At 66.7% G+C, this 17,035-nt stretch carries 4 protein-coding genes; all 4 read right to left on the bottom strand.

The features are described from left to right. Positions 1–64 precede the first annotated feature (64 nt). The 4 genes from HWX55_RS15145 to HWX55_RS15130 all read right to left on the bottom strand — a co-directional run bounded on the left by HWX55_RS15145 (position 65) and on the right by HWX55_RS15130 (position 16,989). On the bottom strand, positions 65–11,938 hold the full coding sequence (locus HWX55_RS15145; protein ID WP_244140581.1) for a filamentous hemagglutinin N-terminal domain-containing protein: 11,874 nt from the start codon (positions 11,936–11,938) through the stop codon (positions 65–67). A 154-nt stretch (positions 11,939–12,092) separates the two neighbouring features. Beyond that, positions 12,093–13,013 carry a peptidyl-prolyl cis-trans isomerase gene (locus HWX55_RS15140; RefSeq protein ID WP_175976290.1) on the bottom strand — a complete coding sequence of 307 codons (921 nt, stop codon included), beginning with the start codon at positions 13,011–13,013 and terminating at the stop codon, positions 12,093–12,095. Between the two features lie 11 nt (positions 13,014–13,024). Beyond that, positions 13,025–14,851 (bottom strand): ShlB/FhaC/HecB family hemolysin secretion/activation protein, encoded by a 1,827-nt coding sequence (locus HWX55_RS15135; protein ID WP_175976289.1) that lies wholly within the window; start codon positions 14,849–14,851, stop codon positions 13,025–13,027. Then, complete coding sequence (locus HWX55_RS15130; RefSeq protein WP_244140578.1) at positions 14,851–16,989, bottom strand: filamentous hemagglutinin N-terminal domain-containing protein; 2,139 nt, start codon at positions 16,987–16,989, stop codon at positions 14,851–14,853. The genes HWX55_RS15135 and HWX55_RS15130 overlap by 1 nt, the downstream gene beginning before the upstream one ends. Between the last annotated feature and the right edge of the window lie 46 nt (positions 16,990–17,035).

Here is a 17,035-nt window from a genome sequence, read left to right as displayed (position 1 = left end):
ACATACTGCAGATATGCCTTTCCGCGAGACGTATTGATCGAATATACATCACCATATCGGGCCATTATTTAAACCCCGGAAAATTGACGGACTTCAGCAAATAAAAACCTCTCCGAAGAGAATCAGAATATACTGGATTACGTGCAGCGATACTGTTTATCTTGTTCATGAGCGTTCCCCCGTCTTTCCCGAGCCCATTATATTCGATAAGCACCTGCTCAACTGCTTTAGCATCCGATCGAGAGATATTCTGTAGACCCGTTATCGGTTCAATTTCGATTCCTTTCGCGCGCATATGCGCACCCGCGCGCGCAGCCAAATCATCGGTAATTCCTACATACTGCGTTGCACCGTCTTCACCGATTGATACGTATACCGTCGTCTTACCCGGATTCGGTGTAATACCTCCATTGCCGTCCCCTGCAATACCATTCCCGCTGTCGGACCCGCTTGATAATATTGCCTGACTCGGCGCGCTCAGCGCTCCGGCAGCCCCGACAGGCGTCAAAACTATACATCCGCCGCCCGGCATGCACATCAACAACGGAGGTGTGACAACGGCTCCAGCTGTCCCGCTCGGGTTGTTATTGTTGTCTCCATCGGAAAGCTGCTTATTCGCATCGGCGGGCGGTTGAGACTGATTCTTGTAGTTCTCTTGGGCAAGCGTGCCGACACCCTTTATCGTCGACGTAACGGGCTCCAGGTAAGCTTGAACGGTTTGGCTTCTCCACGGCATAACCATCGTGAGAACGGTGTCCCAAGCTGCGCTCACCAGCCCCCCGCGACTAGCTGCGCTAGCAACGTGGCCGGGACTCGCTGTGTCGTTGTTGAGTACCTCGTTCTGAGCCGCAGCGACCGCGCCGAGCACATTTTGACCAGCCAAGTCGGCCAAACCACCGCCCACAACGGTTCCCATCGCGGCCAGCGTTGCCTGTTGCGCAGGATTAAGCGGAGCCCCCGTCGGGTCGATCAGTTTGAGAACGTCAGGTGAAAGCACCGCACTGGCCGCCGCGCCAATCGCCCCTCCGCCACATCCTTGTCCGTTAGCGGCACCCGAAACGCATCCAAGCGCGGCATGCGACGCCACATAAGCCAGCTCGGCCGTCGTCCCGTCGCCAAATGCTCCTGCTTCTTTTGCGTTTCCGACCGCATAAGCAGCAGCGGCGGCTGCATCCCTGACGAGGCTGTCACGCAGACTATCGAGGAAACTTCCCCCACCAATCAGCGTTTGTACGCCCGCCTGAATCGTTGCGTTTGCAGATATCGCAAGCATTGCCGTGGGAAGCGATCCTGCCGCCGCTCCAGCCTGTGGCACCAACGCGTTACCAGTCGTCTGCACACCGGCCAGCGCCGAAAGAGACGGCGCACTTCCCTCGAATGCAGCATTCGCGCTGAACCCGAACGAGCCCGAACCGCTGTCAAACGTGATGCCGTTCGTCAGCCCGGCAGTCACGGCTCCGATCAGGCCATTCTTCAGGCTCGCGCCGAAATCGATCTTGCCGCTAGCGACCACCTGGCCGAGCGCGCTCGATGCAAACGAACTCAGCCCGACTGCAATCATCGTGTTGGCCAACCCACCAACGGCCAGCGAACCGCCTGCCGCACTTGCCGCCGCTGTAATAGCAGCACCTGTCAGCCCCTGCTGAGCCGCCATGAATGCCGCCGTGGTCGCCGCTTCGGCAGCCCCCGACATCGACGCGATCGCAGCGGATATTTCCGGCTGCATCATGATTGCCGCGGCAACAGCAACGACCATCGAGAAGATCTGCGTCATCCCGAACGAGCCGCCTTCCTTCACGAAATCCTGATGAAGGTTGTCGCTCAGTGCCGTCTGCGTGAAATTGCCGCCGAGTTGGTGTTGAAGCGCCGCAAGCGCTTGCTGGGTCCCACTTTGATCAATCGTTCCGTCGGCCGCGAGCTTCTGCAGCGCCCCACCAATCTGGTTGAGCGTCTGCACGTTCAGGTCCATATTCGCCGCGCTCATGAACCCACCGGGCTGCACCACCGTCCCGGTCGTCTTCAGATACCCGCCATCGACCTTCTGCCAGATCTCGCCGACATCAACCTGATTCGCCTGATTCGTCAGCGTGTGCGTGTCGACGCTCAGCGTCCCCGACGCGGTGATGCTCCCCGTATTGAGGATGCTGCCGTTACCGTCCTGATTGAACTTCAGCGTGACGTCGTGGCCGGAGATGTTGCCGCCCGCCGACAGCGCCTGCGTGTCCTGCGGCAGATACACCTGCGGCATCAGCGCGGTAATCGTCGGGCACGACACCGCTCCCGTCGCATGACACGACGGGTCCGGCACCGTCTGCTCGACGTACCACAGCATCGGCTTGTCGAGCGTGTTGATCTGCTCCTGCGTCAGCGCGGCGCCCAGTTGCAGGTCGTGCGCCTTCGAGTAATCGATCGCGTTCTGGTACAGGTACATCTTTTCCTGCGCCGTCACCGACAGGTTTTTCTCGTTGTCGTACGTCAGCCCGTCGACGAAGCTCGACTTGCCGGTCTGTTTCAGCGCCGCCTGCTGCAACAGCAGGTCCTCTTCCTGCGGGTTGTAATAGAACAGCGTCGACGACGGTTGCAGCGCCGACGGCAGATTGTTCAGCAAGTCCTGCGGACCGAGCGAGCCCAGCACGGAACCGCCGAGCGACGCGTCGACGTACGACGCAGCGCCCGCGACCGGTGTCGGCAGCTTGCCGGTGCCGACGGCACGAGGCACCGACAGGTTCAGCCCCGGCAAGTCCACCGGGCTCAGCGAAATGACCTGCGACGGCGCATTGACACGCGGCGTGTAGGTGTTAGCGGTCGTGATCCCGTTGATCAGCTTCTGGCCCGTCAGCGACACGTACGTGCCGATCACGTTGCCGACGTTCTGGATCTGCCCGCCCGACGAGATCGACAGGTTCGGCGCCTGGATCGTCGCCGCGATGTTGCCGACCGGCGTCGGCGGATCGATGGTGCCGCCCGTGCTCGTGTATGCGCTCCCGTACAACGCCTTGCATTGCTCCGGCGTGCCGCACGCCCAGATGTCGTGACGCTTGTCGCTGCTGAACATGCCGGTTTCCTGCACCCAATGCGAGTGCCAGTAGGCGTTCAGCACCTGCGCCTCGTTCACGACAGGGCCTGCGACGGCGATCGTCGCGTTGTTGCCGGCCGCGATCAGGCTGCCGATGTTCGTCAGGCTGCCCGCGTTGATCTGCAGGTTGTTGCCCGCGCTGATCACCGACGAGCTGCCCGACTGCTGGTCGACATAGCCCTCGCAGTAGCTTTCCTTGTAGCCGCCCGCTGTCATGCAGCCCGAGTATTGCTCGTGCTTGCCGTAGTTCTCGTGTACCGGCACGGGCGGCGGCAGATTGTTGGTGATCGCACCCGATACGTTGAGCTTGATGTCGTTGCCCGCGACGATGTTGCCGGACGTGTTGTTCAAGCTCTGTGCGGGCGTGGTCGAGCTTGCGGTCGTGCCGACACCGCCGATGACGATGTCGTGGCCCGCGAGCAGGTTGCCGTAAGTATTGTTGATCTGGCCGGCTGCGATCACGAGATCGTGGCCCGCATAGATCGTCGCGTCGTTCTGGCTGTAGCCGAACGTCGTCGTGGTCGGGTTGTTGCCGCGCGGTTGGCCCGCGTTGCCGCAGGCGGAGTTCGGCACGCCGGATGCGCAGCCGACCTGACTCGCGTAGTTCTGCTGGTTGCCACCCTGATTGGTCAGCGAGCCGGACGTGATGGCGACGTTGTTGCCGGCATACAGCAGCCCCTCGTTGGTCAGATTGCCGCCGCCGACCGTGAGGTTGCTGCCCGCCGCGATCATGCCGGTCGGCGTCGTGAAGGTCACCGTGCCGGTCGCCGCAGGCGCGGCTGCCCCCTTGTTGATCTGGAACGTCGTCGGCAGGTAAGGCGAACCCACCTGGCAATAGTTGCCGCCGTCGCAATTGAAAGCGCCGGTCGGATTGCCGGTGCCCTGGACCCCGATCGTTCCGAGCGCCGCAAGCTGCGCCAGAAAGTTCGCGTACTGGGCCTGATCGACATAAGTCGAGTTGTTGACCGTCATGGTCGGCGCAACTGCGCCGTTGCTCAGCGACTGGACGTTGAGTGCGATGTCGCCTTGCGCCGCGATCTGCCCGCCCTTATTTGACAAGGTACCGGCAGTCAGCGAGATCGAGCCGCCGGCGGAAATCACGCCCGACGTTCCGGCTTGCTGGGTAGTCGTCGTTTGATAGACGGTCGGCAACGTGAACGTCGCCGATTTGAGTGCACCGGCCCCGGGCCCGGTTCCAATGAACCAGTAGTTTGAAGACTGCGAAACACCGTGGTCATTGGTGCCGGTCTGTACGTTGTATTGATAGAACGTCACCGTGCCGGACGTCGCGACCGGATCGGAAGCCGACATCAAACCGGTGTTCGTGGTCGAGCCCGTCGGCGCCAGCAGGCCACCGACCGTCGCAGGCAGCGATTTGTACGCAGCCTGAACGTAGCCATGGTCTCCATTTTTGACATCTTCGTAGCCAACGACCACCCAGCCCACCGACCCTGACATCAGGAGCGCCGGGTCGCTGACCTGCGTGGTCGTCGTGACGGCCCCCTGCGGCGCAGTCTGATCGTTGATCACCTGCGCCGCAGAGATGCCAATGTTCCGGCCGGCAAATATCGAACCACCCGTATTGAGCAGCGAACCGCCGAGATTGAAATTCGCGTCGCCCTTCGACTGCGTCGTCGCACCCTGGTTGTCGTAATTCCCCCCGTTCACGGTCAGCACACCGCCTGCCTCAACCGTCCCTCGGTTCGTCGTATCGCCGTTCAGCGTCAACGCGTTATCCGCATGCACCACCGCCCCGGCCGCGTTATTCAGCGTGCCGTTGAACGTCACATCCGCCCCGGTGACCTGCCCGTGGTTCTCGAAGCTCCCGCCTGCGGTCAACGTCAACGGCGACGTCCCGGTGATCGTGCCGTTGTTCGTGATCCCGTTCAGCCCCGTCAGCGAAACGCTCTGCCCGCCGTAATTCCACGTGCCGCCGACATTCACGTACCCGGCCGTGATCGACAGGTTGCCGCCCTGGCTGATCGTCCCCTGCGACGGATCGAACGCCATGTTGACCGCGCTGATCCCCATGTTCCGTTGCGCGAGCAACTGTCCGCCCGCGTTGTAGAACGCGCCGTTGCCGCCATTGATCGTCAGCGACACGTCGCCGGTGGCACCGGTCGCGGCCTGCGGATTGCCGGCAAAAACGATCCCGTTCTGGTTGTTCAGCGTCCCGGTATTGACGTTGAGCGCGTTCACCGCCATCAGCGAGCCGCCCACGTTCGTCAGCGCGCCGCCGACGGTGACGTTGGTCGTCGTCCCGTTCACCAGCCCGGCGTTCGCGAAGCTCGATGCATTGATCGTCGTCGTGCCGATCGACGCGAGCGATGCACCGGCCGCATTCGTCAGGTTCGGCGCCGACACGTCGAGCGATCCGGCCAGCACGTTCGCGGCGTTATACAGCCCGTTCTGCGAAACCAACGTCGCGTTGCCGACGACGTTCACCGCCTTGCCACCCGCCAGCGTGAGCTGGTTCGATGCCTGCGCGGTGAGCGCGCCGCCGACCGTCGCATTGCCGAGCGTCACGTTCGCGCCGTTCACCTGCAGGTTCTGCGATGCGACGAGCGATGCATTGCCGGCATCGACCGTTCCCTGCGCGGAAACGGTCACGTTCTTCGATCCGACGGCCGAACCGATCAGCGTGACGTTGCCGCCCGACACGCCCAGTTGCCCCGCAACGATGCTGTTGCCGGTCAATGCGACGGTTTGTCCGGCATGCAGCGTCGCGTCGCCGTTCGCCGACACACCCGCGACCGACACGTTGCCGCCGATGCCGTTGACGTCGACCGTCCCCATCGAACCCACACCGCCCGCGAGCGACACGTTGTTCGCGGCCTGAACCGCGACATTGCCGCCAGACTGCAACAAGCCGCCGAACGACACGCTGCCGCCCGTTGACTTTGCCGACACGTCGCCGACCGCGGTGGTCGCACCGAGCGACATGTCGCCGCCGGACACCGCCGTCAGCTTGCCGGCGCCCTGAATCGCGCCGAGCGTGATGCTGTTTCCGGCATTGACGGCGATGTCCTTGCCGTACGTCAGTGCCGCGCCGCCGCCGAGCGCACCGCCCGCGTTGATACTGACGGCCCCGAGACCGAACAGCGCGCCGCCGAGCGTCATCGCACCGCCCGACGTCAACGTCGTATCGCCGTTCACGAGCCCGCCGGAAAGCAGCGCGAGTCCGCCGCCCGCATTGGCCCGCACATTCCCGGTCGACATGACCGCGCCACCGACACCGAGATTGCCCGCCGTCGCAGTCAGCGTCGCGTCGCCGGTCGCATTGATCGCGCCCGCGACACCGAGGTCGCGCCCCGCAGTCACGTTCAGCGCACCACCGCTGGATGCCGCGCCGCCGATGCCCGCATCACGCGCGGCCGCGATCGTCGTCACGTTGCCGGACGTCACCGCGCCGTTCACCATCACGTCGCCGGCGCCGTTATGGCCCTGCGCCCGCAATCCGATCGCGCCGCCCGCCTGCACCGAGCCGGCCGACAAGTCGTTGCCGGCGGTCATCGCGAGATCGCCGTTGGTCGCGACGTTACCCGTCACCGCGATATTGCCGCCCGCGGTGACGCTCGCCTGGTGCGCGAACGCGATCGCGTCGGCCGTCACCGAGCCACCCGCCGTCAACGTGCCGTTTTGCTGCGCGCCAATGCCTGCGAGCGTCATGTCGCGGCCCGCGTTCAGCGAAGCATTGCCGCCCGCGACACTCTGCCCGGTCACCGAGATGTCCTGTGCGGCGCCGACGTTCAGGTTGCCCTGCGTCGTCAGGCTCGTCGCACTTGCGCTGCCGCCCGAAGCGGTTACGGCGAGATCGCCCGCCGAATTGACCGCCGCAAGCGCGACACTGCGCGCCGCATTGATCGTCGTCGTGCCGCCGGTGTTGATTGCGCCCGCAACGGAAACGTCTCGTGCGGCTTGCAGTTGCATCGCGCCGAATGCGGTGGCCGCTCCGCCGAGCGTCACATCGCCGCCGCCGGCACCGCCCTTCGCGGTGACGTCGAGATTGCCGTTGACGGCCTGAACCGTGCCGAGCCCCGCATTGTTGCCGCCCGTCACGTTGACGGCCGCAGCTTGCAGCGCACCCGTCAGCGCGACGTCGTGCGCGGCATCGAACGTCGCCGACTGGGCGAATGCCGCCGAGCCCACACCGTTGATGTCGCGGCCCGCGCTCAGCGTGCCGTCGCGTTGACCCGCGAGCGTCCCCGTCAACGCGATATCGCGACCGGCCTGCACGTTCGTCGACTTCGCCGCGATCTGGCCGCCGAGTTGCGTATCGAGCCCGGACAGGCTGCTGAACGCACCCGCGGTCGTGGTCGCCCCCGTGAGCATGACGCTACCGTTCGTGGCGATTGCCTTCAGATCGCCGTTCGACTCCACGCCGCCGTTGACCGTCACGTTACGTTGCGCGGTCAATGCGAGCGCATCGCCGCTGCCGAGTGTGCCGCTGATCGACACATCCCGCGCCCCCGTCACGTTCGCCGCCCCCTGTGCGGACGCCGCACCCGTGATGCCCGCATCGCCTTCGCCGGCGTTGCCATTCGCCGTCAGCGTCAACGTGGTCGACGACGACGCATCGTGCAACGTCGCGTTGTTCCCCCCCGTCACCGCGATCGCGGCCGCCTGCATGCCGCCGGTCAGCGCGACGTCATGCTGCGCCGCATAGTTCGCGGTCGCGGCAAACGCCTGCTTGCCGCCGCCGTTGATGTCGTGTGCGGCCGTGACCGTGCCGTTCGCCTGTCCGACCATCGTGCCGTTCAGCGTGGCATCGCGGCCGGCCGTCAGCGTCGCGTCGCCGATCGCGCTGGTGCTCGCGCCGAGCGACAGGTCGAGGCCCGTCGCAATATCGAGCTTGCCGCCGCTGTTGATGCCGCCGGTCGCGTTGAGGCTGCCTTGCCGCGCAGCCAGCGCCGTATCGCCGACCGACTCGATCGCGCCGCTCACGGCGATGTTCCGCTGCGCGGTCACGCCGACCGTCGAACCGCTCGCGGCCTTGCCGCCGATCGCAACGTCGTTCTGCGCGAACGCCGTGATCGCGCCCGCGGCGGCGACCGAACCGTCGATGCGCAGATCGCCTGCGCCCGTTGCGGTGTTCGTACCGCTCGCGCGCAGCGCGATCGTGCCAGTCGATTCGACGTTGTTCACGGCCACATTGCCGGCTGCCGTCACGCTGACCGACTGTCCCTGGATCAGCCCTCGCTGCGCGACGTCGCGCCCGGCTTCGAGCGTGGCCTGCTGACCGAACGTCAATGTGCCTGCGCCGACGATGTCGCGCGCCGCATTGACGATGCCTTGTCCTTGCCCGGCCAGCGATCCGCTTACGTTAACGTCGCGTCCGGCCGCGAGCGTCGTGTCGTGCGACACGGTCGTGTTGCCGCCAAGATTGATGTCGCTGCCTGCCTGCGCGTCGAACGCACCATTGCTCGCGATCGCACCGGTCGATCCGATACTGCCGGTCGCCCGCAGCGACGTGTTGCCGGCCGACTGCAACGAACCGCTGATGCCGATATCGCGCGCGGCGGCCAGCACCACGTCCGCGCCGCCCGTCACCGCACCGGTCACGCTCAGGTCGTTCGCCGCGCCGAGCGCGAGTGTCGACGCAGCCTGCACGTCGTGCAGCGTGGCCGATCCGCCGGCCGTCGTCCGCACGTTGCCGCCGCGCAGCGAGCCGGTGAGATTCGTATCGCCGCCGGAACCGAGGTTCGCCGCAAGCCCGAACGCAACGGCGGCCGCACCGTCGATCGCGCCGCCGGCGTTCAGCGTGCCGTTGCCCTGCGCGACGACGGAGCCGTTCATCGTCAGGTCGCGCCCCGCGTTCACGGTCAGGTCGCCGAGCGACGACGTCGAATGCGTGCCCAGATCCACCGACTGCGCGGCGTTCACCGACAGATTGCCGCCCGACTGGATATTGCCGGTGCTCGTCAGCGAGCCGGCCGCATTCGTCAGCGCGACGTCGCCGTTCGACTGGACCGTCCCGCCGATCGACGTATTGCGGCCGCCGCCGATGACCAGGCCGCTTGCCGTGCGCAGCGTGCCATTGACGATCACGTCGCGCGCCGCATCGATCGTCCCGCTCGTCAGCGAATTCACGTCGCCGCCGATCGAAACGTCGCCCGTGCGCGTCGCGAGCCGAAGCCCCGCGTTGGCCTGCACGTCATTCAGCGCGATCGAGCCGGTTGCCGTCATCGAGACGGCGCGCCCCTGGAACGCACCGGTCACGCCGATATCGCGCCCCGCGCTCAACGTCGTGTCCTGCGCGAAGCCGCTGGTGCCGCCGGCGACGATGTCGCGCGCGGCCGTGAGCGTCGCGACGCCCTGCCCAGCCAACGCACCGCCGATCACGAGATCCCGGCCCGCCGTGGCGGTCACGTCGCCCGTAACGGTCGTCGCGCCGGTCAGCGCGACATCCTGCGCGCCTTGCACCGTCAGCGCACCCGCGCCGTTCAACGTGCCGGCCGACGCGACGCTGCCGCTGGCCGCCGTGATCGCCAGATCGCCGACTGCCTGTACGGTACCGTTGCCGCCGACGATCACGTCGCGCTGCGCGGCAAGCGCGACCTGCGCGCCACCGGCCAGCGTGCCGTTCACGACGACGTCGCGTGACGCGCGCACGTCGGCGGCGCCGAGTGCCGCCGCGTTGCCGTTGAATACGACGTCGCCGCCGCCAGCGTTGCCGTTTGCCGTCACACCGAATGCGCCACCCGCCTGGACCGTCCCGAGGTTCGCGCTGTTGCCCGCGTCGACCTGCAGACCATTGGCGAGCAGCTTGCCGGTCAGCGCGACGTCATGCGCGGCATTCAACGCGCCGTTCTGGCCGAACGCGATCGAACCGCTTCCCGTGATGTCGTTGCGTGCGCTCAGTAACCCGTTGCGCTGGACGATCGCGACACCGGACGTATCGACGTTGCGCCCCGCGTCCACACGTGCGTCGGTCCCGACCATCAGCGAGCCGGCGACCGACGCGTCGCGCGCGATATCGGCGGCGAACGTCGTTCCGCTCGCGAGCGACCCGCTCACGCTCAGGTCGCGCCCCGCCTGCACGCTGACCGCGTTCTGCGCGGTCGCCTGCGACGCGACGACGGTGTCCTGTCCGGACGTCAGCGCAAGATCGCCACCGCTCTTCACCGTCGCGTGCGTGACGACGTTGCCCTGCGTCGCCGTCAACGCCAGCGCGCCGGAGGTCTGCAGCGCCGCGTTGACCGTCGCATCGCGTTGCGCGGTCACGCGCAGCGTGTCGCTGTTGGTCTGCCCGTTCACGTTGACGTCGCGGGCCGCCTGCACGGTCGTCGCGCCGGTCACGACCGACGTGCCGTTCAGGTTCACGTCGCCCGTGCCGTCGGTGCCGCGCGCGGTAACGGACAACGTACCGCCGCCCTGTACGTCGCCGAGCGTGACGTTCGTTCCACCCGCGACCGTCATGTCGCCGTGCGCCTGTGCATTCGCGACGTTCACGTTGCCGCCTGCCGCCACGGCAAGCTTGCCGCCGGACTGGATCGATCCGGTCGACGTCACGTCGCCATTCGCGTCGATCGCGTAGCCGCCGACCCCGATGTGCGTACCGGTCATCGACACGTTGCCGGCACTATGGACCGTCGCCTGCTGCTGCGCGGCCGAGCCCGCGACCGATACGTCGCCGTTCGCCGACAGCAGCAAGTCGCCTGCGTTCGCGGCAAGTTGCGCGTCGGACCGCACCCCCATCCCCGCCGCGGTGCTGACCACCTGGATCTGCCCGGCCGTCATCGCGCCGAATGCGGTCGCATCGATCGCGAGCGAACGATTCGCGCCACCGTTCGCGGCATTGATCGCCGCGGCGGAGTTGTCCGAGCCGTTCGACGTCGTGCCGTACGTGGTGCCGTACGTATCGACGGCGGCCGGTGTCACGAACTGACGCCCGGCGATCACGTTGATGCGCGTGCCGGCGTAGAGCGGCGCGTTGATACCGATCGTCTCGCCGATCAGGTCGATCGTGCCCACGGTCCCCTCGATCCCCGCGCCGGGCCCGTTGACGCCGGCATTGCCTTCGATCTGCAGGTGACCGCCGGTCACGTTGTAGCCGAGCGCCTTCGCGTTCGCGAAGTCGGTCGCGCTGCCGCCGACGCCACTGAGGAACTGCGGCGCGCCGGTCGACAACGTCACGCCGATCGTGTTGGTGAAGCCGGTGCCGCGCGTCGTGATCCCGTTCGGATTCGCGATCACGACGGCCGCGGGTGCGCCGAACACTTCGAGCGGACCGTTCAGCAAGCTCGCGTATGCATTGCCGGTCGACGTGACCTGGTTGACGATCACGCTCGCCGTGCGGCCGTTCAGGTTCGGGTTGGCCTGCACGTTGCCGCCCGTCAGCGACGTGCCCGACATCAGGCTGTTGTTCAGAATCAGCCCGACCGGATCGATGTTGAATTGCTGATACTGGTTCAGCGAAATGCCGGCCGCGTTCGGCGCGGTGATATTGACGACCGGCACGCCGCCGCCTGCGCCGGTCGACTGCGTGATGGCAGGCTGAAACGAGATCGGCGCCGTGGGATCGACGATGGGCGCGGCAGCCGCGAGCTGCATCGAGAATCGGACGCGCAGCGACGCGAGATCGAGCAGCCGCTGCCATGCGTCGTCGTCGAGACGGCGATTGCCCGCGCCGAGCACGCCGGCTGCATCGCGGCCCTGCTCGACGGTAACCGTGATCGGTCCGATGAACATCGCCAGCGCGAGAAGCGCGCTCGTCGCACGCTGCCACCAGCGGTACGATCCCGCGACCTGCTCGACCGCGAAGAATCGCGGCGCACTTGCCGCCGACCGCGCACGTGCACCGATTCGCGCCGCACCGGCGGCGGCAAGCTGCTGCAAGGTCTTACGCTTGGACGTGTTCATCTTCTGTTGTTCGCTTCGTTTCATGGCCCCGCGCCGTACGCCATCGGCCGGCCGACCGTGGCGCCGAGCAATGCCGGGTTTCCCCGCCCGGCATCGCATGCGTGTTCGCCGGGTGGCTGCCCGACGCTGCTACTGGCGGCTTGCTGCTTGCCGCTTACTGCTGGATCCGCGCGTTGCGGATCAGATCCGCCACGACCTGCGCGGTCGCCTTCTCTATCGCGACCTGCTCGAGTTGTTGCCGCAGCGTGTCTTTCGCCTGGTCGAACGGCGGCACCTGCGTCGGGCGCTTGTCGTCGGCACGCACGATCCAGTACGCGTCGCCAACCTGCACGGGTTCGCGCGTCAGCCCGCCCTGCGGCAGTTTCACGAGCGCTTCGGCGAGCGGCTGCGGCCAGTTCTGCGTGTGGCCTGCTTCGATCGGCGTCTTGAACGAGATCCAGTTCAGCGCGCCACCTTGCGCCGCGGCCGGCCCCTTGCTGAACTGCCGCGCGAGCCCGCCGAAGTCCTCGCCTTTCTTGAGCCGCGAGAGAATCTGCTTCGCGGTGTCCGCATCGTTGACCGCGATCACGCTCGGCTTGTATTCGTTCTCGCCGAGCGTCGCGACAACCGCGTCGTAGCGCGCCTTGACGTCCGCGTCCGTGACGGGCGCCGGCTTGACCTGATCGCGCAGGTACGCCTGCGTCATCGCGAGCGCCTTCGCCTGCTCGACGGCGGCAACGACCTGCGGCTTCGTGTCGTAGTGCTGCTTGAGCGCCGCCTGTCGAAACAGCTCGCGCGCGATCAGCTGGTTCTTCAGCGCCGCGCGCAGCGCCGGCGTATCGGGCGCCTTCGACGCACGCACGGCTTCGTCGACCTGCGCTTGCAGGATCGGCACGCCGTTCACGCTCGCGATCGCATCGGCCGGCATCGCGGCGGTCGCATCGGCAGGCTTCTTCGCCGCCTTGGGGACCGCGTACGCGTGTGGGGCGACAGCGCCGCACAGCATCGCCGCGACGAGCGCGACGCCGATCTTGCGAATCCGCGCCGACAGGTTGGGTTGCATCGCGATCTCGCGACCGTTCGACAGGCGATTCATGAAGTTCTCCATCAGTCCGTCCAGTTGAGTGTTGCCAGCAACACGCTGGCCTTCTTGCCGAGTGCGGCCGGTTGCGCGAGCGCCTGCCCGACCAGCACTTCGGTCGACAGCGTCCCGCCTTTCAAACGCCATTGCGCGCGCGTGCCGACGCCCGTGCCGACGAGCGACGGCCAGCCGCCCTGCGCGTTCAGGTGCGTCTTGCCGCCATCCAGAAACACGTACGGTTCGATGCGCGCGTCGTGCCACGCCGGCACGTTCTGCCAGGCCAGCTCGTTGCGCACGAATGCGCCGCTGTCGCCCGCGATCCCGCCTTCGGTAAACCCGCGCACCGAACCCATGCCGCCCAGAAAGATCTGCTCGTTGCCGAACAGCGCGACGCGGCTGTACTGCGCGCGAAGCGTGCCGCGATACGCCCAGATCGAACCGGCGAAATTGCCGAGCGTGAACTGCAGCGTGCCGGTGGCGTCGAGCTTCGTGAACTGGCTGTGCGCGTCGTCGATGCCGATGTCCGACGCATCGTGGTTGGCCGCCAGCCAAGGCAAACCCTGCGACACGCCGACATCCCAGGTCGCGGCTGCGCCCTGATCGCGCATGACGAAGCGGGACAGCCCGTTCAGCGCGACCCGCAACACCGTCAGGTTCTGCGGCGACAACGGAATGCCGTTGAGATCGCGCTCGGTGCGCAGCTTGTTGAGCGTCACGTCGATGCTCATGCGCCCGCGCGGCGAACGCATCAGCACGTCGTTCCAGCCGAGCATCTGGCTGAACGTGCGCCCCGCGATCAGCGCGACGTCGCCAATCGCCTGCTGGTACTCGGACATCGACGCCGTGTAGCTGAAAGTCTGGTAGCCGTACGGCACCGCCGCCGAAAACACGACCGCGTTCGTGTCGGTCGTCCCGACGTAGCTGAACGACAGCGATTCCTGCAGTCCGATCACGTTGTCGGCTTCGACACCGGCGCGATAGCGCGTCGTGCCCGTCTGCGAACTGCCGTAGTTGTCGATGCCGAAATCGTAATGAAGACGGTCGCCGTAGCGGTTCGAGATCGCGACGATCGAATCGCCCGGCGCTTCGCCGGGGAGAATGCGGATTTCGGCCTGATTGCGCCGCAACCGGTTGATCTGGTCGACGCCCTGCTCCAGATCGGGCAGACGCAGCACGTCGCCCGGCGTGCTCGCGAACGCCCATGCCGTGCCGGCTTCGGTCAGCCACCCGCCGCCGCGCACTTCGTACCAGTGCTCGTCGGGATCGCGCGGCCTCAACGGCTTGCCGTTCAGCGTCAACGCGGCCACGCGGCCGGGAACGAGATTGATCTTCAGCGTGCCGGACGCGAGATTCTGCGGCCCGAGGTACGCACGCGTCGTGATGTAGCCGCGCGAAATGAACGCTTCGGTCAGCCGGCGCAGCAGCAGGTTGATCCGGTTGCGCCCGAGTTGCTTGCCGATGAACGGCGCCGCGATACGGTCCAGTTCGCGCTGCCCGAGGATCGCGTCGCCGGTGAATTCGATCCGCTCGATCAGGAACGTCGGCGCGACGTCCGGCAGCGTGTCGACGTCGGCGCCCGGCGGCAGGTCGGGCATCGCCGGCTGCTCGGGCACCGCGATCTGCGCCGGCGGCTGCGCGATCTCGTCGCGGCGCTGGCGGTCGCGCTGCTCCTGCAGCAGACGCTGCGCGGGATCCTGTTCCGCACGCGGCACCGCGAGCCCGGCCGGCAGCGCGCCGAGGCCCGGAAGCGCGCCGGCCGGCGGCCCGCCCGCGAGCTGTGCATGCGCGCACGGCGACATTGCGCCGATCGTCAACGCGAGCGCGGCGGCGATGCGGTAGTCCTTGTGCGACATCACAGGCCGAACCACGACACGAGGCCCATATGATTGCGGTTGCCGATCGTCACGAGATCGCGATGCGGCGGCCGGATCGTCACGACGCCACCCGCGGCGAGCACACCTTCGGGCGCGCTGTACGCGCCGCCTTCGATGTCGGCCTCGCCGGTCAGGCGTACCTTGCCGGTTCCGCCGGTAAACACGCCACCGGTATCGGCCGCATAGATCGCCGCCCAACGATTGCCGAACCACGCTTTCAGGTCGTGGTCGCGGTTGATCACCGTGTAGCCCGGCACGCCCTGCGCCAGCGTCTTCGGCGCGTCGAGCGTCAATGCGCCGAGCGCGAGCACGGTCCCGCCCGTGTTCGTGATCTGCGCACCGGCTTTCAGCTGGATGTCGGCGTTGGCCTCGATCACGCCGCCGAACGCCTGCACGTTCGACGATGCGCTCGCGCGGCAGAACACGAAACACGAGCGCCGGTACGCTGCCTGCCCGGTGAAAACGGCTTGCGTGAGGATGTTGTCGCGCGCGGCGATGTCGATCGCGCCGCCATTCGACAGGATCGATCCGCCGATATTCGTCACGTTCGCGGCGCGCACGGTCACGTTGCCCGCATCGGCCGTGATGTACGCGAGTTTCGATGCGTCGGCCAGCGCGCCATAGTCGACGGTGAAGCCGTCGCTACGATGCTTGAAGAACAGGAAGCGGCCGCCCTGCTCGGAGAAGCCGACCACCGCACCGTTCTGCACGCCGGTGCTGTGGTCGACGATGTTCTGCAGATCTCCGCCCGCGTCGATCGACACGCTCCGGTTCGACAGGATCCGTGCATTCCGGTTGACGACATCGGCGCCCGCGGTCAGCGACACGTCGCCCTGAACGCCGAACAGGATGCCGATTCGCGTCTGCGGCAGCGACTGGTTCAGGATGCGGCCCGCCGCGTTCAGCGTCACCGCGCCCGCCGAATCCGAGTCCGCGTCGATCGCGGTCTGCCCTTGCACCAGCGATCCGACATTCACGATGTCCGCCGCGCTCTTGAGCACCACGCCGCTTTGCGACGATGCCACGGTGGCGCCCTTCATCGCGTCGTCGGGATTCAGCGCGATGCCCGCGCCATTGAGCTTGACGCTGCCCGACGCCATCAGGCTGCTGCCCGTCAGCGCGATCGCATCGGCTGCCGACACGTTCGCGTGGCCGCCGCGCGACTTCAGGTCGGTGTCGGTCAGCGTCATGCCGCCTTGCACGGTGACGTCGAGGTCTCGCGCGACGTCGATCTTCGCATTGGACATCTCGACGTTGCCGTTCGACGTCAACGTGAAATCCCCCAGCGACGCATTCATCGCGCCGGCGCTGCGCACGCCGGGGCCGCGGTCCGTGACGATCAACTGCACGCGCCCGCTCGTCACGCTGCCTGCGGCGGTGATGTCGATCGCGTAGGACGATGCGGTGTCCGGCTGGGTCGTCGCGGTACGCGAGAGCCAGTCGTTGGCGTTGTCGTTCGGCGACAGCCCCGTGTTCAGCTCGACACGGCTGCGTCCGGCCAGCAGGCGCACGCCGGCCGTCGCCGACGAAAACGTGTTATTGATCGCGCCGCCGACGACGATGTTCTTCGCGATCAGATCCAGCCCGATCAGCGCGCCGGCCAGGCCGCCCGGACCGACGACGATCGTGCCGGTCGACGTATCGAGCACGATGTTGCGCTGGATCACGCCGGGGGCGATCTGCAGGTCGTTGAAGCTCACGTTGCCGGTCGACAACGCGACGTGCCCCGTATTGACGAACGATCCGCCGTTGACCGTGATGCCGTTCGGATTCGCAAGCACGACGTTCGCGCGCGGCCCCGCCACGGCGATCTCGCCTTCGATCAAGCTGCGGTTCGTGCTCGTCACCTGGTTGACGATCGTGCGCGCGTTGATGCCGGCGTTGTTCAGCGTCGCGCCGGCGGTCGTCACGTTGAACGACGAATACGTGTTGCTCGATACGCCGGCGACCGCCGGCGCAAGATTGACGAGCTGCCGGCCATTCGGCCCGACCGACACGCTCGTGGGCGTACCGCCGTCCGGGACGATCCCCGCGGCGGCGGCGCAATGCGGCAGCAGTCCCGTTACGGCAAGGCAAAGGCACAGCGCGCGCCAGCCCCCGCTGCCTGCGCGCCCCATTGAATCGGTGCATCCCATTCTGATCCCGCGCACGGCTTCGCCGGCC

The sequence above is a fragment of the Burkholderia sp. BCC1047 genome (assembly GCF_902833155.1).
GTDB classification, from domain to species: Bacteria; Pseudomonadota; Gammaproteobacteria; order Burkholderiales; family Burkholderiaceae; genus Burkholderia; species Burkholderia sola.
The sequence above is the reverse complement of the archived record's forward strand: the minus strand, read 5'-3'. Positions and strand labels throughout refer to the sequence as shown.